At 71.1% G+C, this 26,081-nt stretch carries 26 protein-coding genes; 11 read left to right on the forward strand and 15 right to left on the reverse strand.

Features of this window, described 5'->3' with window-relative positions:
* Positions 1-3: 3 nt before the first annotated feature.
* Together DFR74_RS21650 and DFR74_RS21655 are read right to left on the reverse strand one after the other, a co-directional pair.
* Positions 4-1,266, reverse strand: a complete 1,263-nt coding sequence (locus tag DFR74_RS21650) for a deoxyguanosinetriphosphate triphosphohydrolase (RefSeq protein ID WP_067514336.1) — start codon at positions 1,264-1,266, stop codon at positions 4-6.
* A gap of 5 nt (positions 1,267-1,271) precedes the next feature.
* Entirely contained in the window at positions 1,272-1,961 is a 690-nt protein-coding gene (locus DFR74_RS21655) for a YdcF family protein (RefSeq protein ID WP_067514334.1), read from the reverse strand.
* A 177-nt stretch (positions 1,962-2,138) separates the two neighbouring features.
* Here DFR74_RS21655 and DFR74_RS21660 point away from each other — a divergent pair, with 177 nt between their 5' ends.
* The gene (locus DFR74_RS21660; protein ID WP_067514332.1) at positions 2,139-3,050 is read left to right on the forward strand and encodes an NAD(P)-dependent oxidoreductase; all 912 of its coding nucleotides are present in this window, start codon (positions 2,139-2,141) and stop codon (positions 3,048-3,050) included.
* 84 nt (positions 3,051-3,134) lie between these two features.
* Here the strand turns inward: DFR74_RS21660 and DFR74_RS21665 are convergent, their stop codons facing one another.
* A complete protein-coding gene (locus DFR74_RS21665; RefSeq protein ID WP_067514331.1) occupies positions 3,135-3,809 on the reverse strand; it encodes an MBL fold metallo-hydrolase in 675 nt (224 codons plus the stop codon).
* Positions 3,810-3,859: 50 nt separating this feature from the next.
* Between DFR74_RS21665 and DFR74_RS21670 the strand changes: the two genes are divergently transcribed.
* Together DFR74_RS21670 and DFR74_RS21675 are read left to right on the forward strand one after the other, a co-directional pair.
* The gene (locus tag DFR74_RS21670) at positions 3,860-5,842 is read left to right on the forward strand and encodes a TPM domain-containing protein (protein WP_113975233.1); all 1,983 of its coding nucleotides are present in this window, start codon (positions 3,860-3,862) and stop codon (positions 5,840-5,842) included.
* A 50-nt stretch (positions 5,843-5,892) separates the two neighbouring features.
* Complete coding sequence (locus DFR74_RS21675; RefSeq protein WP_067514868.1) at positions 5,893-6,711, forward strand: MerR family transcriptional regulator; 819 nt, start codon at positions 5,893-5,895, stop codon at positions 6,709-6,711.
* A 51-nt stretch (positions 6,712-6,762) separates the two neighbouring features.
* On the opposite strand, the gene DFR74_RS21680 is transcribed toward DFR74_RS21675, so the two are convergent.
* Together DFR74_RS21680 and DFR74_RS21685 are read right to left on the reverse strand one after the other, a co-directional pair.
* Positions 6,763-8,208 (reverse strand): molybdopterin-dependent oxidoreductase, encoded by a 1,446-nt coding sequence (locus tag DFR74_RS21680; protein WP_113975234.1) that lies wholly within the window; start codon positions 8,206-8,208, stop codon positions 6,763-6,765.
* A gap of 97 nt (positions 8,209-8,305) precedes the next feature.
* On the reverse strand, positions 8,306-9,562 hold the full coding sequence (locus DFR74_RS21685) for a phthiocerol/phthiodiolone dimycocerosyl transferase family protein (RefSeq protein WP_232331848.1): 1,257 nt from the start codon (positions 9,560-9,562) through the stop codon (positions 8,306-8,308).
* A gap of 63 nt (positions 9,563-9,625) precedes the next feature.
* Between DFR74_RS21685 and DFR74_RS21690 the strand changes: the two genes are divergently transcribed.
* Positions 9,626-10,237 (forward strand): TenA family protein, encoded by a 612-nt coding sequence (locus DFR74_RS21690; RefSeq protein ID WP_067511928.1) that lies wholly within the window; start codon positions 9,626-9,628, stop codon positions 10,235-10,237.
* A gap of 181 nt (positions 10,238-10,418) precedes the next feature.
* Here DFR74_RS21690 and DFR74_RS21695 read toward each other — a convergent pair whose 3' ends face one another.
* Positions 10,419-11,819 carry a glycine--tRNA ligase gene (locus DFR74_RS21695; RefSeq protein WP_195125756.1) on the reverse strand — a complete coding sequence of 467 codons (1,401 nt, stop codon included), beginning with the start codon at positions 11,817-11,819 and terminating at the stop codon, positions 10,419-10,421.
* A 204-nt stretch (positions 11,820-12,023) separates the two neighbouring features.
* Between DFR74_RS21695 and DFR74_RS21700 the strand changes: the two genes are divergently transcribed.
* On the forward strand, positions 12,024-12,374 hold the full coding sequence (locus tag DFR74_RS21700) for an ArsR/SmtB family transcription factor (protein ID WP_067512021.1): 351 nt from the start codon (positions 12,024-12,026) through the stop codon (positions 12,372-12,374).
* A 20-nt stretch (positions 12,375-12,394) separates the two neighbouring features.
* Positions 12,395-12,811 (forward strand): Fur family transcriptional regulator, encoded by a 417-nt coding sequence (locus tag DFR74_RS21705; protein WP_067512024.1) that lies wholly within the window; start codon positions 12,395-12,397, stop codon positions 12,809-12,811.
* Between the two features lie 105 nt (positions 12,812-12,916).
* Here DFR74_RS21705 and DFR74_RS21710 read toward each other — a convergent pair whose 3' ends face one another.
* Positions 12,917-13,645 (reverse strand): IclR family transcriptional regulator, encoded by a 729-nt coding sequence (locus tag DFR74_RS21710; RefSeq protein WP_113975248.1) that lies wholly within the window; start codon positions 13,643-13,645, stop codon positions 12,917-12,919.
* A 38-nt stretch (positions 13,646-13,683) separates the two neighbouring features.
* Positions 13,684-15,192: an APC family permease gene (locus DFR74_RS21715; protein ID WP_067511931.1), complete on the reverse strand. Its 1,509-nt coding sequence runs from the start codon at positions 15,190-15,192 to the stop codon at positions 13,684-13,686.
* A gap of 244 nt (positions 15,193-15,436) precedes the next feature.
* On the opposite strand from DFR74_RS21715, the gene DFR74_RS21720 reads away from it, so the two are divergent.
* From DFR74_RS21720 to DFR74_RS21735, 4 genes are all read left to right on the forward strand, one after another.
* Positions 15,437-17,005, forward strand: a complete 1,569-nt coding sequence (locus tag DFR74_RS21720; RefSeq protein WP_228791315.1) for a flavin monoamine oxidase family protein — start codon at positions 15,437-15,439, stop codon at positions 17,003-17,005.
* Positions 17,006-17,033: 28 nt separating this feature from the next.
* Complete coding sequence (locus tag DFR74_RS21725; RefSeq protein ID WP_067511933.1) at positions 17,034-17,696, forward strand: Rid family hydrolase; 663 nt, start codon at positions 17,034-17,036, stop codon at positions 17,694-17,696.
* Between the two features lies 1 nt (position 17,697).
* Positions 17,698-17,874 (forward strand): Sec-independent protein translocase subunit TatA, encoded by a 177-nt coding sequence (locus DFR74_RS21730; RefSeq protein WP_067511935.1) that lies wholly within the window; start codon positions 17,698-17,700, stop codon positions 17,872-17,874.
* A 71-nt stretch (positions 17,875-17,945) separates the two neighbouring features.
* The gene (locus DFR74_RS21735) at positions 17,946-18,914 is read left to right on the forward strand and encodes a hypothetical protein (protein WP_147265870.1); all 969 of its coding nucleotides are present in this window, start codon (positions 17,946-17,948) and stop codon (positions 18,912-18,914) included.
* Positions 18,915-19,086: 172 nt separating this feature from the next.
* Here DFR74_RS21735 and DFR74_RS21740 read toward each other — a convergent pair whose 3' ends face one another.
* Complete coding sequence (locus tag DFR74_RS21740; protein ID WP_067511939.1) at positions 19,087-20,055, reverse strand: hypothetical protein; 969 nt, start codon at positions 20,053-20,055, stop codon at positions 19,087-19,089.
* A gap of 102 nt (positions 20,056-20,157) precedes the next feature.
* On the opposite strand from DFR74_RS21740, the gene DFR74_RS21745 reads away from it, so the two are divergent.
* The gene (locus DFR74_RS21745) at positions 20,158-20,772 is read left to right on the forward strand and encodes a TetR/AcrR family transcriptional regulator (protein ID WP_067511941.1); all 615 of its coding nucleotides are present in this window, start codon (positions 20,158-20,160) and stop codon (positions 20,770-20,772) included.
* Positions 20,773-20,871: 99 nt separating this feature from the next.
* Here DFR74_RS21745 and DFR74_RS21750 read toward each other — a convergent pair whose 3' ends face one another.
* From DFR74_RS21750 to DFR74_RS21775, 6 genes are all read right to left on the reverse strand, one after another.
* Positions 20,872-22,251 carry an ATP-binding protein gene (locus tag DFR74_RS21750; protein ID WP_084537976.1) on the reverse strand — a complete coding sequence of 460 codons (1,380 nt, stop codon included), beginning with the start codon at positions 22,249-22,251 and terminating at the stop codon, positions 20,872-20,874.
* A 220-nt stretch (positions 22,252-22,471) separates the two neighbouring features.
* Complete coding sequence (locus DFR74_RS21755; RefSeq protein WP_067512030.1) at positions 22,472-22,882, reverse strand: YbjN domain-containing protein; 411 nt, start codon at positions 22,880-22,882, stop codon at positions 22,472-22,474.
* A gap of 14 nt (positions 22,883-22,896) precedes the next feature.
* Positions 22,897-23,715, reverse strand: coding sequence for an isoprenyl transferase (locus DFR74_RS21760; protein ID WP_067511943.1), 819 nt, complete (start codon positions 23,713-23,715; stop codon positions 22,897-22,899).
* 49 nt (positions 23,716-23,764) lie between these two features.
* Positions 23,765-24,520 (reverse strand): DNA repair protein RecO, encoded by a 756-nt coding sequence (gene recO / locus DFR74_RS21765; protein ID WP_067511945.1) that lies wholly within the window; start codon positions 24,518-24,520, stop codon positions 23,765-23,767.
* Positions 24,521-24,568: 48 nt separating this feature from the next.
* Positions 24,569-25,168, reverse strand: a complete 600-nt coding sequence (locus tag DFR74_RS21770; RefSeq protein ID WP_067511947.1) for a TetR/AcrR family transcriptional regulator — start codon at positions 25,166-25,168, stop codon at positions 24,569-24,571.
* Positions 25,155-26,021 carry an alpha/beta fold hydrolase gene (locus tag DFR74_RS21775; protein ID WP_067511949.1) on the reverse strand — a complete coding sequence of 289 codons (867 nt, stop codon included), beginning with the start codon at positions 26,019-26,021 and terminating at the stop codon, positions 25,155-25,157. Before DFR74_RS21775 ends, DFR74_RS21770 begins: the two co-directional genes overlap by 14 nt.
* Between the last annotated feature and the right edge of the window lie 60 nt (positions 26,022-26,081).

The raw sequence follows: 26,081 nt of genomic DNA on the forward strand, positions 1-26,081 counted from the left end.
GGGTCACACCCCGTACGACGCCGCGAACCGCTCCAGCCTGCTCTCCGTGTACGACGCGATCTGGTCCACCACCACGCGCACGCGGGCGGCGTCGGTGTCGGCGGCCTTCCACCACGGCAGCAACTGCGGATCGAGATGCTGGGGAGCCGCGGCGAGCAGGCGGTCGGCGACGGCGTGGATGAGGTCGCGCTGGGCGGCCTGGCGGCGCAGGTGCTCGGTGTCCGACATCACGTAGCGCAGGGCCACCGTCTTGAGAATCGCGACCTCGGCGGCCACCACGGGCGGGATCTCCAGATCGGCGGCGTACCGAGAGAGGGGTTCGGGTCCGGCGACGGCGCGGGTGGCGATGATGGCGGCGGTGGCGAACCGGCCGACCAGCTCGCTGGTGAGCCGCTTCAGCGCGACGAACCCGGCGAGCGTGTGATCGAACTCGAACACGGCCGCCACCACGGGCAGCTCCGACAGCCGCTGCGCCGCCGCGGCCAGCTCGTCGGTGCTGAGCCCGCTGTGCTGGGCGTGACCCATGCGGGCCAGTTCGGACTGTTCGCCCGGGTCGGCGAGGGCGCGCAGGTCGATGCGGCCGGCGATGATGCCGTCTTCGACGTCGTGCACGGAGTAGGCGACGTCGTCGGACCAGTCCATGATCTGGCATTCCAGGCTGCGCCTGCCGACGGGCGCGCCCTCGCGGATCCAGGCGAGCCGGTCGGTGTCGACGTCGTAGGCGCCGAACTTCGAGCCGGAACCGCTTCGGCCCCACGGGTATTTGAGCGCGGCGTCGAGGGCGGCGCGGGTCAGGTTGAGCCCGGCGCTCACGCCATCAGGTCCGAACACCTTCGGTTCCAGCCGGGTGACGATGCGCAGGTTCTGCGCGTTGCCCTCGAAACCGCCGAAGGCGTCGGCGAACTGATCGAGCGCGCGCTCCCCGTTGTGGCCGTAAGGCGGGTGCCCGATGTCGTGGGCGAGACCGGCGAGGTCGACCAGGTCGGGATCGCAGCGCAAACCGTCGGCGATGCTGCGCCCGATCTGGGCCACCTCCAGCGAATGGGTGAGCCGGGTGCGCGGGGTGTCACCATCGCGCGGGCCCATGACCTGCGTCTTGTCCGCGAGCCTGCGCAGCGCGGCCGAATGCAGGACGCGGGCGCGGTCGCGCGCGAACTCGGTGCGGTGCCCGGTGTCGAATTCGGCGCGCGGCGGGCCGAGTCCGGCGGTCTTGGCGCCCTCGGTGACCATCCGCTCGCGATCGTGGGCGGTGTAGGTGTGGCTCATCGGGCTCACTGGCCCGCAGTGTAGGGGAAGTCGGCGGAGAAGTGCGTGAGCTGATACCAGACCAGGGCCAGGGTTTCCCTGGCGATGCCGTGTGCCTGCGATTCGCGGGTGTAGACGGCGGGGCCGGTGCGGGTGGGCGCGGTCCACGCGCGCAGGCCTGCGTCGCGGGCCATGGTGCGGGTGCGTAGCGAATGCCACGGGTCACTCACCAGAACCGCCGAGGACATATCGCGCGCTTTCATGGCGGTGGCGACCGCTTCGATGCTGCGCAGCGTGTCGGAGCCGGTCTCGACGGCGAGGATGGCGTCGGCCGGGACGCCGCGCCCCTCCAGGTAGTTCTTGCCGGACGCGGCCTCGGTATAGAGGTCGCCCTCCTGTTTGCCGCCGACGGTGATGATGCGCGGCGCGACGCCGGCTTCGAACAACTGATACGCCTGATCGAGCCGCGCCTCGAACACCGAGGACGGCGTGCCCGAGTACTGGGCCGCGCCGAGCACCACGATGGCGTCGGCCGGGGTGTAGTCGTTGATGCGCGCCACCTGCCACACGCGAACAGCGGTGCCGCCGACCAACACCATGGCCATCAGCACCGCGGCCGCGACGATGCGGCGGATCCAGCGCGCCAAGCCGGGGCCGGCCCCGCGCGCGAGACCGGATTCGTGCGCCGGAGCCGAGCGCTGAGGAGCCGAGATCACTCACCAAGTCTGCCAGGTCGCCGGGCCGGGCGGCGGAAGGCGCCGACCTGGTCACTTACGTTGAGGTTCGTACTGGACTTCATTGTGGGTACTTGCCGGAGCGCCCGCACCGCGCCGACGATGGATTCCGGCGCGCCACACCGAATTGATCTCGTATCACCGAGGAGTGGATTCAACATGGCGGATTATCCGCAATCGGCAATTCCGTCTGTCCGGGTCACGGTGCTCGGGCTCGGGGCGATGGGCCGGGCACTCGCCGACGCGCTCCTGCGCGGCGGGCACCCGACGACGGTGTGGAATCGCAGCGCGGGGCGTGACGCGGAACTCGTCGCGGCGGGGGCAATCGGCGCGCGGACCGTCTCCGAAGCGGTCGCGGACGCCGATCTGGTGATCGCCTGCCTGCTCGACCACGCGTCGGTACACGAAGTGCTCGACTCGGTGGCGGCGTCGTTGGCCGGGCGGGTGCTGGTGAACCTCACCAGCACCGAGCCCGCGGGTGCGCGGGAACTCGCCGACTGGGCGACCGGGCACGGCATCGCCTACCTCGACGGCGGAATCATGGCTGTCCCCAGCATGATCGGGCAGCCCGGCTCCACCGTGCTCTACAGCGGCTCACGCCAGGTGTTCGACGCCTACCGCCCGGTGTTCGAATTGCTGGGCACGGCAGAGTATTTCGGCACCGACGCGGGCAGCGCGTCGCTGGTCGACTTCGCGCTGCTGGCCGGGATGTACACGATGTTCAGCGGCTTCTACCACGGCGCGGCGATGGTGCGCACGATCGGCATGAGGGCCGAGGAGTTCGGACACCGTGCGGCCGCGTGGATCTCGGCCATGACGGCGAGCCTGCCCGAGGCGGGCGCCCAGATCGACAGCGGCGATTACACGACCGTCGTCCAGCCGCTGGACTTCACCAAGGCGGCGCTGGACGCCATCGTTTCCGCGAGCCGCGATGCGGGGGTCGATCTCGACATCATCGGGGCGGTGCGCGATCTGGTGGATCGCCAGGTCGCCGCGGGGCACGGGAAGCTCAGCTCGGAGTTGATGTTCGAGAGCTTGCACCCGCCCGCTGTGGCGGTGCGGGGGGAGTAGGCCACTCCCCCCGAGTACCGCCCTCGCCACGCGCACAAAGTAGGCGGCACTTCGGCCGCGTGAACGGCCCGCGCGCCTTACGACTCACCACCCCCGTTCGCGCCACTCCTCCAGATGCGGCCGCTCGACCCCGAGCGTCGTGTCGTCACCGTGCCCCGGATACACCACCGTGTCGTCCGGATAGGCGAAGAGTTTCGTGGTGACGTCCGCGAGCAGGGTGGTGAAATCCTCTGGGTTGTGGGTCTTTCCGACCCCGCCGGGGAACAAGGAGTCGCCGGTGAACAGGTGGGTGCGGCCCGGCTCTTCGGGGAGGGCGAGGGCGATCGAGCCGGGGGTGTGGCCGCGCAGGTGGTGGATGGTGAGGGGGAGGTCGCCGATCTCGAGGACGTCGCCGTCCTCGAGGTAGCGGTCGGGGGTCACCGGGAGCGGGTCGGCGTCGAGGCGGTGGGCGGCGGTGGGGACGCCGAGGGTCTTGGCGACCTCCTCGAGCGCCCACCAGTGGTCGGGGTGCTGGTGGGTGGTGACGATCAGCTTGATCTTGCCCGGCGCCTCCTGGGCGACGAGTTCGAGAATGCGCTCGGGCTCGTTGGCGGCGTCGATGAGCAGCGCGGCGCCGGTCGCGGCACACTGCACGAGGTAGACGTTATTGTCCATGGCGCCGACGGCCATCTTGAGGACGCGCGCGCCCTCGAGATCGCGCTGCTGGGGATTCGATCCGGGGGACACGTGGCCCGTGTAGGGGCGATCGATCGTGATCACGCCTCGATGCTATCCACTCCCCCGACACCCGCCGGGGATACATTCGTGTGATGCTGTCGCAGCCGAGCCGTCTCGCCACCCGGTCCGCCCGGACGGTCGCCCTCCTCTTCCTGCTGATCACCACCGCGCTGGCCGGTGCGCCCGCCGTCGCGGAACCGCCCGCCCGCCTGGACACCTACGTCGTGGACCGGGCCGGCGCGCTCGGCGGCGACCAGGCCCGCGTCGGCGACGCGGTGAACCGGCTCTACGACGACCGGCAGATCCGGCTGTGGATCACCTACGTGCGCGATTTCGACGGGCTCACCCCGCAGTCGTGGGCCGGACGCACCGCCACCGCCTCCGGTTTCGGCGACCGCGACGTGCTGCTGGCCGTCGCCACAGGTGACCGCGAGTACTGGTTCGACGGCGAACTCCCCAGCGGGGTCAGCGAGAGTGAACTCGACCGCATCCTCACCCGCGACGTGGAACCCGCGCTGCGCGACGGCCGGTGGGCCGACGCCGGCGTGGCGACCGCCGACGGTCTCAACGACGCGGCGGGCGCGGGCGGGGTGAGCGTGCGGGGGCTGTTCATCGCCGCGCTGGTGATCGCGCTCGCGGTCGCGGCGCTGGTGTTCTACTCGCGCAAGCGCCGCCGCGACCGGAACAAGAAGGACCTGGCCGCGGCCCGGCAGGTCGATCCCACCGACAGCGCCGCCGTCGCCGCCCTCCCCCTCGAGGCCCTGCACACCCGCTCCACGGAGATGCTGGTGGAGATCGACGACGCGCTGCGCACCAGCGCCGAGGAGCTGGAGCTGGCCGTCGGCGAGTTCGGCGCCACCGCGACCACCCCGTTCACCACCGCCCTGGAGAACGCGAAAGCCGCAGCGGCGCGGGCGTTCACGATCCGCCAGCAACTCGACGACGACATCCCCGAAACCCCCGACGAGCAGCGCAGGCTGCTGGTCGAGCTGATCGGCGCCGTGGGCCGCGCCGACCGCGAACTCGACGCGCGGGTCGCCGAATTCGACGCCATGCGCGATCTGCTCATCAACGCGCCGAGCCGCCTGGACGCGCTCACCCGGGACCTGGTGGAACTCACCGGTCGCGCGCCCACCGCCGAGGCCGAGCTGACGAAACTCACCGCGGCGTATCCGGCCAGCGTGCTCGCCCCGATCAGCGATAACGTGCGGATGGCGCGCGAACGCATCACGTTCGCCGAACAGAACGTCGACGCGGGCAGGCAGGCGATGGCGCAGCCGGTGGGCGCGCAGGGCGGCGCGGTGGCCGCGATCCGGGCCGCCGAAAGCGCGGTGGGTCAGGCGCGCACGCTGCTGGACGCGGTCGACAACGCCGCCGCAAACATTCAGCAGGCGCGCGACGGCATCCCGGCCGCGCTCACCGAACTCGAAGGCGATATCGCCGCGGCCGCCGAGCTGACGCAGTTCGGCGGACCGGAACTGGAACGGGCCACCGCCGCCGCGCGGCAGGCGCTCGACCGCGCGCGCACGAGCGCCGACAGCGACCCCCTGGGCGCCTTCCACGCCGCCGTCGCCGCCGACGCCGATCTCGACCGCGCGATCGCCGCCGCCACCGACCGGAAGCTGGCGGCCGAGGACCTGCGGCGCAGGCTGGACCGGGCGCTCACCGACGCGCGCGCCCGCATCGGCGCGGCGAGCGATTTCATCACCACGCGGCGCGGCGGCGTCGACGTGAACGCCCGCACCCGGCTCTCGGAGGCGCAGCGCAACCTGGACGAGGCGCAGCGGCTCGACGCCACCGACCCGGCGCGGGCGCTGCCGCACGCGCAGGCCGCCGCCGACCTGGGCGGACGGGCGTTGCAGGAGGCGCAGGCCAGCGTGCGGGCGTGGGAGTCGAACCAGACGTTCTCGTCGAGTGGCGCGCAGACCACCGGCGCGGTGCTCGGTGGCATCCTGGTGGAAGGACTGCTGCGGGGTGCGGCGTCGGGGTCGCGGCGCTCCGGCGGCGGGTACCGGCCCCGATCGTTCGGCGGGTCCGGCGGCTCGCGCCGGGTGGGGCGCGGCGGACGGTTCTGAGCGCCGGGCTTGACCCTGACACCGTGTCAGCCGATACACCGGGAGGCGTCATGTTCAGTATCGGAGATTTCGCCAGACACGGACGGGTGTCGGTGCGCATGTTGCGCCACTACGACGCCATCGAGCTGCTGCGGCCGGACGCGGTGGACCCCGCCACCGGCTACCGGTTCTACGAGGCGGGCCAGCTGGCCCGGCTCAACCGGATCGTCGCGCTCAAGGAGCTGGGCTTCACCCTGGAACAGGTGCGCCAGATCCTGAACGACGAGGTGAGCGGCGCGGAGCTGCGCGGCATGCTCATGCTGCGCCACGCCGAGCTCGAGCGGCGGATCGAGGGCGACCGCGCCCGGCTGCGCCAGGTGGAGACCAGGCTCCGGATCATCGAGAAGGAGGGCACCATGCCCGCGAACGATGTGGTCATCAAGTCCATCCCCGCCGTGCGGGTCGCCGAGACGACCGGCGTGGCCGACAGTTTCGAGCCGCAGTCGATCGGACCCGTGGTCGGGCCGCTCTTCGACAAGCTCTGCGCGCTGTTGCAGGCGAGCGGCATCCAGCCCGTCGGCCCCGCCATCGCCTACTACGACGAGCGCCAGGACGGGACCGTGCTGGTGCACGCGGCCCTGCCGGTGAACGCCGAATCCGCTGCGGCGGAAGGGTTCTCGATCGTCGATCTGCCCGCCGTCGAGCGCGCCGCCACCGTGGTGCACCGCGGCAGCATGGACGACGTCCTCGAACCCTGGCAGGCGCTGGGCCGCTGGGTCGACGCCAACGGGTACCGCACCCACGGGCAGTCCCGCGAGGTGACGCTGGAATGGAGCGAGGACCCGAGCGGGTGGGTCACCGAACTCCAGGAACCCATCACGACTCGGTGAGAGGGCTGGTCGGTCCCGGTGGTTCGTCACCGCCGGGATCGAACGATCCAGCTACACCTGAACTTTCACCGAGTGCAGCCCAGACGGACCCGACGGGAACGACGGGCGGTGCGCGCTTTCCTGAACGCGCCCCGAATTGCTGACGCAACGGGCCGACACCGTGTGGGTCCCCGAGGGAAGTTCGACCGTGGTGCGCCAGCGGCGCCAGGCGGCGGGGGCGAGTTCGGTGCCGAGGTCGGTGGGTTGCCAGTCGCCGTCGTCGACGCGGATCTCCACGCGCGCGACGCCGTGCGGGGGCGCCCAGGCGACGCCGGCGACGGTGAGGGTGCCCGCGACGGTGCGGCCGGGAGCGGTGACGTCGATGCGGGCGTGCGGTTCCACCCGCAGCAGGTCCTGGGTCCAACCGCGTTTCACCCAGTAGTCGAGGTGGGAGTCGTCGGTGAGCTCCAGCTCGGTCAGCCATTTCGCGCCGGTGTACTGGCCGTAGAGGCCGGGCACGAACACGCGCGCGGGGAAGCCGTGCTCGGGCGGCAGCGGTTGCCCGTTCATCCCGATGACGAGGTAACCGGGCAGCTCTCCGCTGCGCAGCGGCTCGACCGGCAGCGAGATCGTGTAGCCGTCGGCGGCGCGGGTCACGAGCTTGGTGGCGCCCGGCTCGGGGATCGCGTGCTTCAGCAGGTCGGCGAGCGGCACCCCGAACCAGCGGGCGTTGCCGACGCGCCCCTGCCCGCCGTGATTGTGCACGCACACCATGACGGCGTCGAATTCGACCGCGTCGGCGGCGAGTTCGTCCAGCGAGAGCCGCAGCGGATGCGCCACCTGACCGGTGACGGCCAGCCGCCAGCGCCGCGGGTCGATGCGCGGTGGGCGCGGGCTCACGTCGGCGACGTAGAAGCGGCCAGCGGTGGTGACGAGCGGGGAGAGTCCGGGCTCGTCGAGCCCGTCCTCGGGCACGAGACCGAGCCCGCCCATCGGGCCCACGCTACGGATCTCGTTGTGCCACTTGCGATCATGATCGCGCTGCACGATCTGCGCCGCGGCCAGCAGACCGGCGCCCGCGGCCGCCGTCGCGGCGGTGAACAGTCGCCCTCGCGGCCGCCCGCGCAATCCGGCGGCCAGCGTCGCGGCCGCGACACCGGCACCCGCCACGGCCGACGCCGACCGGCTGGGCTGCCGCAGCGACACCGCCGCGCCCAGCGCACCGACCGCCCCGGCCACCAGGTCGCGCGCGCGATCCGGCAACGCCGCCGCGGCGACGGCGGTGGCCAGCGCGCCCGCGCCGACGCCGAGCTGGATCGCGAGCTTGTCGTGCCGCCCGGCGAGCGTCACGGCGGCCTCGACGACGGGGATCGGCGCGGTGTCGGTGAGCGCGCGGCCGAAACTGTCGATCAGCGACCCACCCCGGCTCGCCGCCACCACCTCCCCCACGCCGAGCGCGGCCAACCCGACCGCCGCCGCGCGCAGTCCACCGCCGGTTTCCCGTGTCGCCTCAGGCACCGCTCGATCACCCTCCACTCGTCCGTCCCGTCCCCCGCATTGTCCACGAAGTCGGGCCATCATCGAACCCCTGGGTTTTACGCGGGCGGCGGCGCGCTCACACGTCGACGGAAAAGGCTGTCAGGGCGCTCAATTCGCGTTCCACCGCTGCCGGGAGGTGTGCGCCGCCGCCGAGGACGCCGATTGTGAGGCGGGAGGCGAAGCTGTAGACGAGGAAGGTGACGGCCGCGGACGGGCCGGTCGAGGGGCGGGGGTGGGCGGAGAGGTAGACGATTTCGTAGTCGGTGATGGTGAGGCCGGGTGGGGTGCGCAGCAGGGGGACGCGGCCGGTGTTGGTGACGGCGACGTGGCCCGGCATGGCGCGGGTGGCGGCGGGGCCGTAGTAGTCGGGGAAATGCAGGACCGATTGCGCGACAATGCCTTCGGCCAGATCGTGATGCAGTCGGGCCGTGACGCGCACGCCCAGGTCCACCGGGTCGGTGGTGGGGTCGATCTCGGCGGTGAACGCGGTCAGCCCGGCCATATTGGTGCCGTCGGCGGCCGCGACCGGCGGCTGCAACCTGGCGCGCATGTCGACCGGGTACACGCAGCTCAGCACCACGGATTCGCCCGCGCCGTAACCGATTTCGGCCGCGTAGGCGCGCATCAGCGCGGCGGTGACGAGACCGTTCACGCCGCCGCCCTCGCGCGCGCGTTCGGTGAGGCGCGCCGTGTGCTCGGCGTCCAGCACGATCCGCGCCGGACGGTAGAGCGCAGGGGGCGCGGGCACCGCCGGGTCCGGCGGAAACGGGCACGCCACCCGGTCGACCGACGCCTCTTCCAGCCCGGACACTCCGGCCCGGGTGACGCCGTACTGCCCGGCATACCATTCCAGTGGACACGGAAAGCCTTGTGGCACAACCTCGGTCGCGATGCCACAGACGAGATCGGAGTACCGTTCCCACAGCCGCCTCAGCAGCGCCACGCAGTGCCCGGCGTCGGCGATGGCGTGGTGCGCGTACAACGTCACCCGCGCCAGCTCGCCGTCGGTCACCACGTCCAGGTAAGCGAGCTGCACGGTGGGGTCGATCCGCCCGGCCGGCAGCCGGGGTTCGGCGACGGCTCCCGCACGGACCCCGGCCTCGACGCCGGGTCCGGCTGGCCGCAGCAGCACGCCGGCCCCGGCCGCGTTCTCCCCGATCCGGCAGGCCAGGATCGGATGGGCGCGGCGGAGGTCGGCGAAAGCTGTTCGCAGCGCGGCGATATCGAGCACGCCCGCCACCGCGACCGAGCGACCGGTGAAGGTCGCGTGCCGCACGAATCGCTGTTCGGACGGCGCCAGCTCGCGCAGCTCGTCCCCGGTTTTGCACCACACACCGCACAGCGTGAGGCACGGCGGCTTCGCGCGCAAACCGGCCGGTACGCCACACTGTCGGGCATGAGTCTCGCCGCACATCTCGAGGACATCGGAGGCCCGCTGGTGGCCGAACAGCTCACCCATCCGACGGTCGCCGGCATCGCCTCGGGCGAGCTGCCGGAGCCGGTGTTCCGGTCCTGGCTCGAACAGGACTACCTCTTCTTGCTCGACTACGTGCGGGTGTTCAGCAGGCTCGCCTGGCAGGCGCCCGCCGCCCATCTCGGCGATCTGGTCGACCTCGCGCACGCCACCTTCCACGACGAGCTCGCGCTGCACCGCTCGCTCGCCGCGGAGTTCGGCGCCGACCTCGACGGCGCGACCAAGGGCGCGCCCTGCGCGGCCTACACCGCGTTCCTGCTGGAGTCGGCGGCCGACTACGCCGAGGGGCTGGCCGCGCTCTACCCGTGCATGTGGGGCTACTCGACGCTCGGCGCCCGGCTCGCCGAGAACCCGCCCGCCGACCCGCGCTACCGCCGCTGGGTCGACACCTACGCCGACCCCGGCTTCGCCGCCCTCACCCGCCGCTGCGCCCAGATGCTGGACGAGTCGGGCGCCGACCCCGCCCGCGCCGAACACCTCTTCCGCGAAGGCATGCGCCACGAACTCGCCTTCTGGGACGTGCCCGCACCTTGAGCCCGGTCGGCCCTCGCCTACCTACTGGAACATTGCCCGTCCACGCACGACATCGCCGCACCACGTCGGTGAAGCGCTGCACCAGAACCGCTATGGCAACGGCGAACAGCGTTGCCCCCGAACCGGTCCCGGACGCACGACGACCCGCGACCGGGAGGCCGCGGGTCGTCGGAACCGGGATTTACACGCCGATGAGGTGCTGGGCCAGGTAGCCCTCGACCTTGTCCAGCGCGATGCGCTCCTGCGCCATGGAGTCGCGCTCGCGGACGGTGACCGCCTGGTCCTCGAGGGTGTCGAAGTCGACCGTGATGCAGAACGGGGTGCCGATCTCGTCCTGGCGGCGGTAGCGGCGGCCGATGGCGCCCGCGTCGTCGAACTCGACGTTCCAGTGCTTGCGCAGCTGGGCGGCGAGGTCCTTGGCCTTCGGGGTGAGGTCGGCGTTGCGCGAGAGCGGCAGCACGGCGGCCTTCACCGGCGAGAGCCTGCGGTCCAGGCGCAGGCTCACGCGCTCCTCCATCACGCCCTTGGCGTTGGGCGCCTGGTCGACGGTGTAGGCGTCGACCAGGAAGGCCATCAGCGAGCGGGTGAGACCGGCCGCAGGCTCGATGACGTAGGGCAGGTAGCGCTCGCCCGCGTTCTGATCGAAGTAGCTCAGGTCGACGCCGGAGTGCTCCGAATGCGTGCGCAGGTCGTAGTCGGTGCGGTTGGCGACGCCCTCCAGCTCACCCCACTCGCTGCCCTGGAAGCGGAAACGGTACTCGATGTCGACGGTGCGGGTCGAGTAATGCGACAGCTTCTCCTTCGGGTGCTCGTAGAGGCGCAGGTTCTCCGGATCGATGCCGAGGTCGGTGTACCAGGCCAGGCGGGTGTCGATCCAGTACTGGTGCCACTGCTCGTCCTCGCCCGGCTTGACGAAGAACTCCATCTCCATCTGCTCGAACTCGCGGGTGCGGAAGATGAAGTTGCCCGGCGTGATCTCGTTGCGGAAGCTCTTGCCGATCTGGGCGATGCCGAACGGCGGCTTCTTACGCGCGGTGGTCTCGACGTTCTTGTAGTTGACGAAGATGCCCTGCGCGGTCTCGGGCCGCAGGTAGTGCAGGCCCTCCTCGTCGTCCACCGGGCCCAGGAAGGTCTTGAGCAGGCCGGAGAAGTTGCGCGGCTCGGTCCACTGGCCCGGATCGCCGGTCTCTGGGTCGCGGATGTCGGCCAGGCCGTTGGCCGGCGGGTGGCCGTGCTTCTCCTCGTACGCCTCGAGCAGGTGGTCGGCGCGGTAGCGCTTGTGCGTGATGAGCGATTCGACCAGCGGATCGGTGAAGGTGGCGACGTGACCCGAGGCCTCCCACACCTGGCGCGGCAGGATGACCGAGGAGTCCAGGCCCACGACGTCCTCGCGGCTGGTGACCATCGCGCGCCACCACTGGCGCTTGATGTTCTCCTTCAGCTCGACGCCGAGCGGACCGTAGTCCCACGCCGACTTGGTGCCTCCGTAGATCTCACCGCACGGGTACACCAGACCCCGGCGCTTGGCGAGGTTGGCAACGGTGTCCACCTTCGACTTGGGTGCCACGCGAGAATTCTCCATCCACTGCGAGTACGGATTGCCGCGGTCCGGACCGGACCGCTGGCTACAGACTATCGACCCAGACCAAACGACTTTCCACCGCACAGGGCGCGGCGCGTTCCGCGGCGACGTGGCACGCTGGTCGGACGGGCACCGCGAGCCTGTTTGACATGCGCACGCATGCATATCAAAATGGAATCGCTTTCCAATAAGGAGTTGGTTCCGATGACCGCCGACACGGCCGCCGCGCATTCGCACACCCCCTATCGTTCGCCGGGGCCCGCGCCGGTCCCCTCGCGGACCGTGCTGGAGGACGCGGGTGAGCTCCTGCGCGCCCTGGCCGCCCCGGTGCGCATCGCCATCGTGCTGCAACTGCGCGAGTCGCCGCGCTGCGTGCACGAGCTGGTGGACGCGCTCGGCGTCACCCAGCCGCTGGTCAGCCAGCATCTGCGCATCCTGAAGGCCGCCGGCGTGGTGCACGGCGAGCGGTCCGGGCGCGAGGTGCTCTACGAACTCGTCGACGACCACCTGGCGCACATCGTCGTCGACGCCGTCGCGCACGCCGAGGAAGGGTGAACAGGGTGCAGGACAAGACCATGGAGCGGCAGAAGTCGGTGGGGGTCCGCAGCACCCGCCAGCGCAGCGCCATCTCCGCGCTGCTCGGCGATATCGACGAGTTCCGCTCGGCCCAGGAGCTGCACGACGAACTGCGCCGCCGCGGCGAGGGCATCGGCCTGACCACCGTCTACCGCACCCTCCAGTCGCTGGCCGACGCCGGCATGGTCGACGTGCTGCGCACCGACTCGGGCGAATCCGTCTACCGCCAGTGCTCCACCGGCCATCACCACCACCTCGTCTGCCGCCACTGCGGGTGCACGGTGGAGGTGGAAGGCCCCACCGTGGAGGCGTGGGCGTCGGCGATCGCCGCCGAACACGGGTTCATCGAGGTGAGTCACACGGTGGAGGTGTTCGGCACCTGCAAGGCCTGCGCCAAGCACCGCGAAACGTCCTGAACGGGGAGCGCTTCCGCGCAACGATCGACGATCGCCCGAACACCGCGGCATCCGCGTCCGGAGTTGGCCGGAGCAGTCCATGCCGTCGGCCGATCGTGATGCCCTTCACGAGGTCGCCGCGCCGGGTGTGCTCGTCCGCCGCACCGTCCCGTCGAACGGAATGCGCAGCGAGCGCGCGTGTTCCAGCACCAACTCCGTCAGCGTCGGATCGGTGGCCGGGAGCCGGCCCGTCTTCCCGACCACGGTCAGCGCCCCTGTCACGCGATGGTCGTCGTCGTGCACAGCGACCGCGAGAGCGCTACGGCCCACGCGTGATTCGTCCACTTCGAGCGCGATACCCGTGTCGCGCACCCCATCCAGTTCCGCGCGCAACACCTCCGCGTCCGTAATGGTGCGGGGCGTCAGCCTGCGCAGCGGCGGCCGCGCGATCCCCCGGTGGGCCAGCAGGATCTTGCCGATCGCCGACGCGTGCGGATGGTCGCACATGGTGGCGGCGCCGGGGAGATCGTGGTCGGGATCGCGGTCGATGAAGCGGACGCGATCGCCGGTGAAGGCGGCCAGGAACACCCCGTAACGCACCGCGCCGCGCAGGCTTTCGAGGACGGCGGCATTGCGGTCGGGCAGGTGCTGGGGCCGGGCGAGCTGCTGGATGCGGATGCCGAGGGCGAAGCCGGAGAGGTCGGCGATGCGCACCAGATAGCCGTCGGCGACGAGGATGTTGAGCAGTTTGTAGGTGGTGGCGCGGGGAATGCCGGTGTGGGCGGCGATCTGGGCCGCCGTCGCGCCGGGACCGATCTCGGCGACGGCCTCGAGCAGTTGCAGTCCCCTTGTCATCGCGCGGGGCTCGTGCCCGCTGGGTTCCCGGCCGCGCATCATGGTACCGGCGGACACTTCCGGTCGGCGACGAGCACCAGCGCACCGGACGGATCCTGTCCGTAGCTGGCCGCGCCGGGGAGCACGTCGGCGGAATCGGCCCGGTCGAACGCGCCGATGGTGAGCAGGCTGCGGGGCGCGAAGCGGCGCAACCACATCCACCACAGCACCGCCCCGAGCACCAGGACCACCAGCACGCACACCGAAAACCCTTGGCGCCCGGTGTCCCTCAGCACCAGCCCGCCCAGCGCCGCCGAACTCGTCACGACCGCGGCCACACACACCACGCGCACGCCGGCCGTGATCTCACCGATGCGCGTGAGGAACAACAGCGCCGCCGCGCCGACCACCAGGTAGGCCGTCACGACGCCGATCCGCGCCGCCGGTTGCAGATGCGGCAGCAGCACCGCGCGCCCACCGCCGATCATCACCATCGCGACCGTCGCGACGATCCCGACCGTCAGCAGCAGCCCCGCCACCGGCGTGCGGAAACTCCGGTGCACGAAGGCGAGTCCGCGCGGCAGCACCCCGTCGAGCCCCATGGTGAACAGCACCCGCGAGGCCGCGTTCGACGACGCCATCGCCGAGGCCACCCACGAGAACGCCAGCGCCGTGTGCAGCAGGATCACCGTCGCGTCGCCGAATCCGGCGCTGGCCCCGTGCAGATACGCTTCGACCACCGAGTTCGCCCGCCCGGTGAACGCGGCCCATCCGGCGACCAGGAACAGCGCACCGCACACCACCGGCGTCCACACCACCGCGCGCGTCACCGTCACGTAGGGCCGCTTCGCCTCCGACCCGAGGAACGTCGCGCTCTCGAACCCGACCAGCGCGAACACCGCCGTCAACCAGAACGGCAGCGACGTCGGACCGGTGCCCGCCGCGACCGTGAGGGGTTCGGCCGCGCCGCCCGCGAACACCATCAGCCCGACGATGAACGCGAGCGAGCACACCTCGATGCCGAGGATCACCATCGCCGCGAGCTTCACCCCGCGCACCAGCGCCGTCAGCACGGCGGCGGCGATCACCAGGCAGACCACGAATCTCGTTGCGGTGCCGCCCGATCCGAGACCGAGTTGCGCCAGCGCGGTCACCGCGGCGGTACTGCCGTGGTAGAGCGTCATCGACGCGCTCGCCAGGTACTTCACCAGGATCGCCGCTCCCGTGAGCAGCGCACCGCGTCCGCCGAGACCCTGGTAGGCGAAGCTGTAGAGCCCGCCGGGCGAGATCATCCGCCGCGTGAACTGCGCGATGCACGCCGCCGCCAGGACGGTGCCGACGAGCACCACCACCAGCGTCGACAATCCGCTCGGCCACGCCCCGTGCGCGAGCAGCATCGTCGGCACCACGACCATCGACGCGGCGGGCGCGGTGGTGGCCACCGACTGCGCGAACACCTCGTAACCCGACAGTTGCCTGCGCCCCAGCACCCGCATCGGGGAGTCGTCTCCTCCGGTGTGCTGCGCGGGTTCGAACGATCGGACGATCGCCGTGGTCAGGGCGGACATGGCCGATCAACCTAGCGGCGCGCTGTTTCGCGGCCGTTGCCGGACAGTTACCCCCGATCGATGCCCGACCGAGAAACCCGGTGCGCCCGTTCTCATTCGCGAGTGTGGTGACCGTATCCGCGCGGTAAGTGTTCCGACATCGGCCGCGGGCAGTGTGGCCTCCCGTGACGACCTCGCGATGTGCGCGGTGGATGTGGGAGGCGATGTGGAAGTAACACGGAGATCGCTCATCAGGGGCCTCGGCATGGCCGGCGGCGCCGGGCTCGCCTACGGGGCGATGTCGACGATGGGCTTGGCGCCGGCACTGGCGGATCCGGCGGCGGTGCGGTTCCGCTCGCCCAGTTCCGGTGATCTCATCGGTGACGCGGCGGGCGATCGATCCATCCTGATTCTCGGCGGCGGTCCCGCCGGGCTGTGCGCGGCCTACGAGCTGGGCAAGGCCGGCTACCGGGTGACCCTCCTGGAGGCGCGGCAGCGTCCGGGCGGCCGGGTGTGGTCGGTGCGCAACGGCACCACGGAGACCGACCTCAACGGGGAGACGCAGTCGTGCACGTTCTCCGAGGGGCACTATTTCAACCTCGGCGCGACGCGGATCCCGCAGACGCACATCACCATGGACTACTGCCGCGAACTCGGTGTGGAACTCCAGGCGTTCGGCAACCAGAACGCGACGACGCTGGTCAACTACACCGGCGACCAGCCGCTGGCGAACACCTCGATCACCTACCGCGCGGCGAAGGCCGACACCTACGGCTACCTCTCCGAACTGCTCAAGAAGGCCGCCGACCGCGGCGCGCTCGACGATGTGCTGAGCCGCGAGGACAAGGACGCGCTCGCGGAATTCCTCACCGACTTCGGCGACTTGTCCAGCGACGGACGGTATCTGGGGTCGACGCGGCGCGGCTATCACTCCGAACCCGGTGCGGGACTGGACTTCGGCGGCGGCACCACGGCGCCGTACCGGATGAGCGATGTGATCCGCGGCGGCATCGGCCGCAACTTCACCTTCGAATTCGGTTACGACCAGGCGATGCTCATGTTCACCCCGGTCGGCGGCATGGACCGCATCTACTACGCGTTCGAGAACGCCATCGGCGCGGGCCGCATCCGCTACGGCTCGGAGGTGCGGTCCCTGCGCAACACCCCCGAGGGCGTGGCGGTCGAATACGTCCAGGACGGCGTGCGCAAGCAGGAGACGGCGGACTATTGCATCTGCACGATTCCGCCGAACCTGATCGGCCGCCTGGCCAATAACCTGCCGGGCGAGGTGCTGACGGCGCTGCGCGCGGCCCGGCCGACCTCCTCGGGCAAGCTCGGCATCGAGTACTCGCGCCGGTGGTGGGAGGAGGACGACCGCATCTACGGCGGCGCGTCGAACACCAACCGCGATATCTCCCAGATCATGTTCCCCTACGACCATTTCGGCTCCGATCGCGGTGTGGTGGTCGGGTACTACAGCACCGGCGCGCGGCAGCGGGCGTTCGAATCGCTCACGCACCGGCAGCGATTGGAGAAGGCGCTGAAGGAAGGCGCGGAGATCCACGGTCCGAAGTATCGCGAGAACGTCTCGTCCTCGTTCTCGGGGAGCTGGGCGCGCACGAAATACTCGGAGTCGGCGTGGGTTTCGTGGGCCGGAGCCTCCGGGCACGGTGGCGAGGCGACCCCCGAGTACACAAAGCTGCTCGACCCCGTGGGGCGCATCTACTTCGCCGGCGACCACCTGTCCAACGCGATCGCCTGGCAGCACGGCGCTTTCACCTCGGCGCGCAAGGTCGTCACCCAGATCCACGAACGGGTCGCGCAGGCCGCCTGATCATCCGCAACGAAAGAGGAATGAACCCATGAAGATCGGACGTCGCCCGCTGGGCCTGGTCCTCGCGTCGGCCTCGGTGGTGCTGCTGGCCGCGTGCTCCTCCTCGGACGCCGAACCAGCACCGGCCGCGTTCACCGCGCGGCCGGTGCTGGCGGCCGACGCGGAGAACCCCATGATCGCCGAAGGCGTGACCATCGCGAAGGACGCGTACTTCTACAAGTCCTCGGGGCTGGGCCCGGAGGCGCTGAACGACGCCGCGCCCGAAGGTTCCCCCGAATCATTCATCGACACAGACGCTTTCGCCGACGGCGCGCTCACCGGCGGTGTGACCATCACCGAGGCGCAGGGACTCAACGCGCTGGCCCGCATCAAGGCCAACCTGGAACAGCAGGGCCTGTCCCTCGCCGATGTCGTGTCGATGCGCGTGTTCCTGGACAACGCGCCGGGCACCGACCGCGCGGACTACGCGGGCTGGAACCGCGCCTACCGCCAGTACTTCGCCAACACGAACCTGAAAACCGGTGATACCGAACTGGTTCCGCTCGGCACCGGCGCGCCCGCCGCGCCGCTGGAGCGCAACCCGGCGCGGCCCAGCCGCTTCGCGCTCGAGGTCGCGAGCCTGCCGGTGCCGGGCTGGCTGGTCGAGATCGAGGTCGACGCCGTGTATCCGGCGGACAAGGAACCGGAGTGATATGGGCGCCCTGAGTCCCACCCACTGGCTCATCGTCGCCGGGGCGCTGGTGCTGCTGTTCGGCGCCAACCGGCTCCCCCAGCTGGCGCGCGGTCTCGGCCAATCGCTGCGCATCCTCCGCAGCGAGGTGCGGGAAAACGACACCGAGGTGGGGGGTGAGATCGCTTCCCGGCGTTAATGCGCGGCCCTGCCGCACCTATCCACTGGGGAACGAATCCCGGCTGGGGTTCCGGAATCCTTGGAGGAAGCGTGCAGACACGAGCGCGCGGCATGGGCAGGACCGCACGAATCACCGGGGTGGCGCTGATCGGCGCGGCGCTGTTGGTCACCACGGCCTGCCTCGGCGACGAGACGAGCGGGACGGCGACCCCGGCGGACGGCGGAACGACCACGACGACGGCACCGGCGCAGCCACCGGCCGGTGCGCCCGCCGCCGACCGGGCGGTGGTCCGCGAGATCGACAAGACGGGCTGGTACGACGGTTTCGAGATCACCGTGGACACCGCGACGGTGGTGCCCGACGAGTACGGCGGCGCCGACGTGCTCCTCGGGCTCACCTTCACCAACACCACGCTCGACGACAAGATGCCAGGCATCCGCGCCTACCTCCAGGTCGGCGACGAGATCGACGGCGGCGCGGGCTTCGACCACCCCACCGTGCCCGCGGGCGGCTCGGCGGACGGCAAGATCACCACGTCCGTGGCGGTGCTGCGCGACGCCGACCGCCTGCTCGACTCGATGACCGTGGTGTACGGCGAGTCGAGCGGCAACCAGACGAAGATCCCGCTGCGCGACGGCGACGACGTCGAGTCCGTCGAGCCGCGCACGCTGGACGTGACGGGCGAACTGGTGCAGGACCACACCACCGTGCTCGTCACCGGCGCCACGCTCGCGCCCAGCTACGGCGAGAACGAGCGCGGCAAAATGGATCTCGGCCTGCGGATCACCCTGATCGGTGACGCCGGGGTGCCCGCGGGCGGCGCCAACATCTACTACCAGTACTTCACGCTCACCACGCCGGACGGGCAGACGCTGGCGGCCGATTTCCGCGGGCCGATCAACGAACTACTCGCCGCCAATCAGACGATCGATAATCCGAGGAACTCGGTGGTGTTCGTCGTGCCCGAACCCGCCACGGGCGACTATGTGCTCACCTACGACGCGCTCGCCGACGAGGATGGTTCCGGCGCACCGACTTTCGAGTTCACCATCGACTGAGGGATGACACGCGGCGGGCCCGACATCCTTGGGAGGGATGTCGGGCCCGCCGTGTGAGTGGCGCCCACGGTGTGAGCAGAGCCACCGTGTGCGTAGAGCCGATCGCGTGAGCGGAGCCGACCGTGGGCGTGGAGTTCGCCGCGTGCGTAGCTCGCCGCCGGCCGATCAGCACTCAGCTCGCGGGCACCGGCTCCGTAGGTGTGGCCGCGTCGGTACCACGCCTACGCAGCGCGCCCACACCGAGCAGCACCACCGCGGCGCCCGCCCAGACCAGCAGTACCACAAGGGGTTTCGCCGCACCCGCACCGTCGAAGAAGGCGACCGAGCGGAGCAGTGAGGCGCCCGCGCCGGGCGGGAGCAACTGCCCGAGCGCACCCCACGGCTGCGGCAGGAGTTCGGGTGCCGAGGTGGCACCGGAGAACGGGTTGCCGACGAACAGCAGCGTCAGCGCGGCGAGGCCGATCCCCGGGTTGCCGATCACCGCAGCCAGACCCGTGACGGTGCCCGCCACCGCGAACGACGCCAGCCCGGCGACCGACGCCACCGCGAGATAGCCGCCCGGAATCACCGACAACCAGCCCTGCATCACCACCGTGCTCAGCAACCCGCCTGCCACGCCGAATGTCACCAAACCGGCAGCGCGACCACCGATTCCGGGCACCGCGAGGGTCAGCAGCACACCCGCCGCCAGGCCCGACATGACCAGCGGCAGCACGAGCGCGCCGAACGCCGCGCCGCGCGGATCGTCCGGGTCGGCGGGCACCACGTCCTCGACCGGTGCGGCGGGCGCTCCCGACAGCTGTTGCGCCATCGCGGTCAACTGCTGGGCGACCGCCGGACTCGCCGCCGAGGCGATCAGCACCCGGGGCGCTCCCCCGCCGGTGACGATCGCGCCGTAGACCTCGCGGTCGGTGATCGCGGCGCGGGCGGCCGCCTCGTCGGACACGGTGGTGATCTCGAACCCGTCCGGCTGGGACTGGGCTAGCCGGTCGGCGACCATCGCCGCCTGCGGGCCGGCCACCGCGACGGGGAGGTCGCGCGGGGCCATATTGGCCGCGGGCCAGGCGAACGCGATCAGCATCAGCGCCTGGAGCAGGGCCGCGCCGAGGCCGACGGCGAGCCCTCGTTGCACGGTGTTCATGACATCTCCCGAAATCGAATGTTCGTTCTTTTTAGGTGGATCCACGGTCGCACCGGCGCCGGATGTTTGTCAAGAACGAGCATTCGTTTTATTTTGGGTTCCATGCCCCGAGTCAGCGAGGAACACCTGGAGCGCCGCCGTCAGCAGATCCTGGACGCGGCGCTGCGCTGCTTTCGCCGCAAGGGGTTCCACGAGACGTCCATGCAGGACGTGTTCGCCGAGTCGGGGTTGTCCGCGGGCGCGGTGTACCGCTACTTCAAGAGCAAGGACGAGCTGATCGGCGCATTGGCGATCAGCGCCGTCGGGGAATTGCGCGGCGTGATGGCCGAGGCCGTCCACGCCGATACCCTGCTGACGCCGGGCGAACTGGTGCAGCGCGTGGCCACCGAGGTGGTGGCCCGCTCGGGACCGGACGGCTTGGTGCCGCTCATCCCCCAGGCGTGGGCGCTGGCGGTGGTGAAACCCGACGCGGCCGAGTACGTGCGGGTCGCGGTGCACGGCCTGCGCGGCCTGTGGCACGAGTACGTCGTCCGGATGCGCGACGAAGGGTGGCTGGCGCCCGACACCGACACCGACGCTGTCGCCAAGGTCATCATCGGCGTCATGGCGGGTTTCATCCTCCAGCACCTGCTGGTCGGCGACGTCGACCCGCAGTCCTTCGCCCGCGGCGCCGACCAGCTGATCCCGGTGCGCCGCTCCCCCGCGCCGAACGACTGAAGCCGGCTCCCCGGCCGAGGGTGGTCCCCACCGCCTGCGACAACGTCCGGCCTCGACCACCCACGAGACCGCCACGTCAGGGCGCGGGACCCGACGCCGTCACCGCATCGGCACGCCCACATCCCGCCCACCTTCCGGCGTGAGCCGCCTGCCCACCTTCGCCAGCGTGGGCGCGGGCACGAAACCGCCCGCGAACAGCGCCTCGCCCTGCCGGAACCACGGCGATCGGTCCAGCAGCGCGGCGGGCGCGTAGCCGAAGTAGGTGCCCAGTTCCGCCAGGTCCTGCGGGGAGGTCATCTTCATCAGGGCCAGGTTGTCGCACTGGGAGAGGATGCCGGGGTGCACCTTCGAGGGCCGCTGCGTGGACAGCAGCAGCCACAGCCCGAACTTGCGGCCCTCCGCCGCGATCTGCACCAGGCGTTCGCGCACCGCCACCGCGATCGGCGAATCCAGGTGCGGCGACGCCAGATTGTGCGCCTCGTCGATGACCAGCAACACCGGGCGGCGCTCCTCCCGCTTCGCCCACAGATCGTCGAGCAGGGCCAGCGCGACCACCAATTGCTGTTCGGGAGTGGCGAATCCGCCGAGATCGAGGACCGTGGCGTCGGGCCGCTCGCCGACGATCCTGGTGGCGTCGGTGTACTCCCGCGCCCACACCTCCCAGTCCAGGATGCCCAGATTCTCGATCCGCAGGGCGAGCCTGCGCCAGGACGGCTCCCCCGATTCGTGCAGGCGCGGCAGCACCTGATCCAGTTCGCCGGCCGAGAGCATGTCGCCCAGGTGCAACAGGACGTTGAACTCCTCGCGGTCGGCGACCGGGTCCAGCCGCAGCACCGCCGCCTTCGCGGGCAGCGGCAGATCGGTGAACCGCGCGCGCAGCGGCAGTTCCGTCGCGTGCGGGCGCAGCACCCGCACGTCGCGGGCGGCCAGCGCGGTCGCGGTGGGGCCGGCGGCGTCGGGATTCAGCTCGCCGAGGCGCACGAAATCGGAGTTCGGATCGAAGATCACCACCGGCAGCGCGGTGTGCGCGATGACCTGTTCGAGCACGACGCCCAGCGCGTAGGTCTTGCCGGAGCCGCTCTGCCCGCACCAGAAGGTGTGCCGGTTGAAGCGGGTGGGCAGCATCCGCGCCGGGCCGCCCGGCGCGGACAGGTTCACCCCGACCTCGAGCCGGGCGCCCGTGGTCTCGTGCAGGTCGCTGATCGTGGCTTCGTCGGCGGGTTCGAGCAGGCCCACCTCGAAGGCGTGACTCGCCTTCGTGTCGATGCCCGACCCGGTCAGCTCGCCGATCAACCGGCCGCGCAGCCGGATCGGCGCGGTGTCGGTGCGCTCCTCGACGAGGGCGAGCTGGCGCCTGCCGTCGGCGGCCACCACGGCCAGCGAACCGGCGGCGAGCGGTGATCCCGCCGCGTCGGTCACGGTGAACGAACGGCCGTCGGCGGAGCGGACGACCGGGGACGCGGACGGTGCGGCTGCCATTCACCGATGGTGCCACCGGTGCGCGGTCCGCCGTGCGAGGTCGGCGAGAACGCGCTGATTCACGGGCAGCAACTGTTCGGCGACCCGTACGCACCCGGCCGGCGCGGATCAGGCGGCGGTCTCGTTCCCGCCCGGCCGCACCCGCCCGGTCCCCCGCGCAGCTCGGATCAGCCAGCGGCCTCGCTCGCGCCGCGCAGGCCGCTTCCCCCGCCCGTGCGTATCAGGGCAGCAGACCCTCGCGCGCCCGCGAGGCGCCGGAGAGGACGAGCAGCAGCATGGTGGACAGCGCCTGATCGTCCAGGCCGGCGGCCGGGAAGGTGTAGCGGTGGATTACGTCGGCGAGCTTGCCGCGCGTGATCACGGTGAGCGAGCCGAACTGGAGATTGCTGTTGCGCTCGGCGACGCGCTTGTGCAGCTGCGGTTTGAGCGGGCGGTCCCAGGCCAGCACGCAGGTCACCGACAGCACGTCGAGGCCGGGCGCCAGGGTGACCGCGCGCAGCGAGCACAGCAGGCCCTCGTAGGAGAAGCCGATCGAGCCGTCGTCGTCGACGCGCACGTCCACGTCGTAGAGCGACAGGCACGCGCCGGCGCGGGCCTGTAGTTCGATCTCCGGTGACACCGTCGCGTCCATCTCCGCCTCGCCGTTCACTTGGTGCCGCCGAAGCGGCGATCACGACGAGCGTACTCGAGGCAGGCTTCCCACAGGTTACGCCGGTCGAAATCGGGGAAAAGTGTTGCCTGGTACACGAATTCGGCGTAGGCCGACTGCCAGAGCAGGAAGTTGGAGCTGCGGAACTCCCCGGAGGGGCGCAGGAACAGATCCACGTCGGGCATGTCCGGCTCGTCCAGGTAGCGCGCGACGGTGGCCTCGTCCACCTTCTCCGGATCGATCTCACCCGCCGCCACCCGGCGCGCGATTTCCCGTGCGGCGTCGGCGATCTCGGCGCGACCGCCGTAGTTCACGCACATGGTCAGCGTAAGCACGCTGTTGTCCTTCGTGAGCTCCTCGGCGACCTCGAGCTCGCGAATCACGCTGCGCCACAGGCGCGGCCGCCGCCCGGCCCAGCGCACCCGCACGCCCATCTCGTGCATCTCGTCGCGACGGCGGCGGATCACGTCGCGGTTGAAGCCCATGAGGAAGCGCACCTCGTCGGGGCTGCGCCGCCAGTTCTCGGTGGAGAAGGCGTAGGCCGAGAGCCACTGCACGCCGATCTCGATACAGCCCTCGACGGTGTCCATGAGCACCGCCTCGCCGCGTTCGTGCCCCGCCGTGCGCGGCAGCCCGCGCTCCTGGGCCCAGCGCCCGTTGCCGTCCATCACCAGCGCGACGTGCCGGGGCACCAGCTCCGGCGGCAGCTCCGGCGGGCGCGCCCCCGACGGGTGCGGTGACGGCGGCCGGACGGTGCGTCCCGCGTTCGGCGCGGGCGCGGGGGCGGAGTCTCGACGGAGGATCACGGGCTCCATCCTGCCTGATCGCGCGCGAGGCCCGGGACGACCTCCGCCGATTGCCGCCTCAGCCCACGCGCCCCGCGGCCGAGGGCGTGCGCTCGATCAGCGGCAACGTGCGCAACTGGCGTTCCAGATGCCATTGCAGATGGGCGGCCACCAGGCCGCTGGCCTGCCTGCGCGCCGAATCGGGGACGCCCACGATGTACTCCCACTCCCCCTTCAGCAGGGCGACGAGCAGGTCGAGCACCCCGGGTCCGGGAGTGGCCGCGCCAGGCGGACGGCAGTGCACGCACACCGCCCCGCCCGCCGCGACGTGGAAGGCCCGGTGTGGACCGGGGGTGGCGCACTTGGCGCATTCGTCCAGCGCGGGCGCCCAACCCGCGAATCCCATGGCGCGCAACAGGTACGCGTCGAGGATCAGTTCGTGCGGACGCTGTTTGGCGGCGAGGGCGCGCAGGGCGCTCGCGGTGAGCGCGTGCAGTTTCGGGGCGGGGGCGCGCTCCTCGCCCGCCAGGCGCTCGGCGGTCTCGAGGATCGCGCAGCCGGTGGTGTAGCGGCCGTAGTCGTCGATGATGTCGGCGGCGAACGCCTCGACGGTGTGTACCTGGGTGACCACGTCCAGCGTCCGGCCCGGATGCAGTTGCACGTCGATGTAGGAGAACGGTTCCAGCCGTGCGCCGAAGCGGGATTTGGTGCGCCGCACCCCCTTGGCCACCGCGCGGACCAGGCCGTGCTGACGCGTCAGCAGCGTGACGATGCGGTCCGCCTCGCCCAGCTTGTGCTGGCGCACCACGACCGCCTCATCCCGATACAAACGCACGCTCCCATCCTCGCACGCGCCGGTGACAGCGCGAGCCAGGCACGGCGGTCAGGTGCGCAGCAACCCGGCCGTGAGCAGCAGCAGCGACTGCTGCGCCCGCGCGCGGGCGGCCTCCTTGTCCTCGGCGTGCGCGACGATCAGCCCCGCCTCGGTGACCGCGCTCAGCAACAGTCGCGCCACCATGTCGACCGGGGCGTCCACGATCGCGCCCGCCGCGCGGGCCTGTTCGAGTCCGGCGACGATCAGTCCGAGCCCGTGCCTGGCCTCGAACGCGCGCCACTGTTCCCAGCCGAGCACGGCGGGCGCATCGTAGAGGGCGATGCGGATCATCTCCGGGCGCTCACAGATCTCCAGGAAGACGCCGAGCCCGACGGCCATGGCGGCGACCACGTCGTCGGACCCGGCGGCGGCGATCGCGCGCCCGATCTCCTCGGTGTTCTCCACTTCCAATTGCTCCAATACGGCCAGGAAGAGACCGCGCTTGTCGCCGTAGTGGTGGTGCAGCGCGCCGCGCGTGACGCCGGCCTCGGCCACCAACTGCTCGGCGGAGGTGGCCGCGAAGCCGCGCTCGGCGAACAGGTGACGGCCCGCCCGCTCCAGCGCGGCCCTCGTGGCCCGCGATCGATCCTCCTGGCTACGGCGTGGCATGCAGCCGAGTGAACTCCAGAATGCGGTGGGTAAGCAACTCGGGACGGTCCTCCGGCACCAGGGTGTAGGAATCGTCGATCCAGGTGAGCGTGGCGCCGGGCAGTTCGCGCGCCAGCCGCTCGGCGTCGGAGGCGGGGAAGAGCTTGTCCTCGCGCGCCCAGGCGAGCAGCACCGGCACGCGGACCGAGCCGAAACGCGACGCGGCGTCGAGGGTGTAGCGGCGGTGCATCGTTTTCAGGAAGCGCCGCAGATCTTTTCGGATCGCGCCCGAGCGGCGGCTCGGCAGCAGGTAGGAGTCGGCGATCTCGGCGGGCATGGGGCGCTTGGTCACCCAGCCGAAGGCGATCGGCAACCGGTGCAGGGCACGCACGCGCAGCAGTTCGGTCACCGGGCGCATGCTGCCCGGAAGGCGGGCCAGCAGCGGTAGCGTGCCGAAGACGCGCGGCGGGAAGTTCTCGTAACTGTCGACCGAGGCGAGCACCACCCGGCCGATGCGCTCGGGACGCCGGGTCAGCAACACCTGGGTGATCGCTCCGCCGGTGTCGTTGGCGACCACGGTGACGTCGGTCAGGTCGAGGCGGTCGAGGAAGTCGGCGATGAGATCGGCGACGCCGGTGGGCGTGAGGTCGGCGCCGGGGACCGGGATCGAATGCGCGCCGAGCGGCCAGTCCGCCGCCAGGCAGCGGTGCCCCGCCGCCGCGACGGCCGGTACCACCGCGCGCCACAGATCGGCGTTGACGAGCAGTCCGTGAACGAAGACGACGGGCGAACCCGAGCCGATGTCGTGATAGCGGATGCGGCCGGCGGGCAGGTCGATCTCGTGGGCGGGGCCGAGGGCCTGACTGGTTCCCATGATTCCTCCCATGGTTCATCGGGACCGGTCCACTTTTACATACATGCCGTATGTATGTCT

It is taken from the genome of Nocardia puris (assembly GCF_003315035.1).
GTDB lineage: Bacteria > Actinomycetota > Actinomycetes > Mycobacteriales > Mycobacteriaceae > Nocardia > Nocardia puris.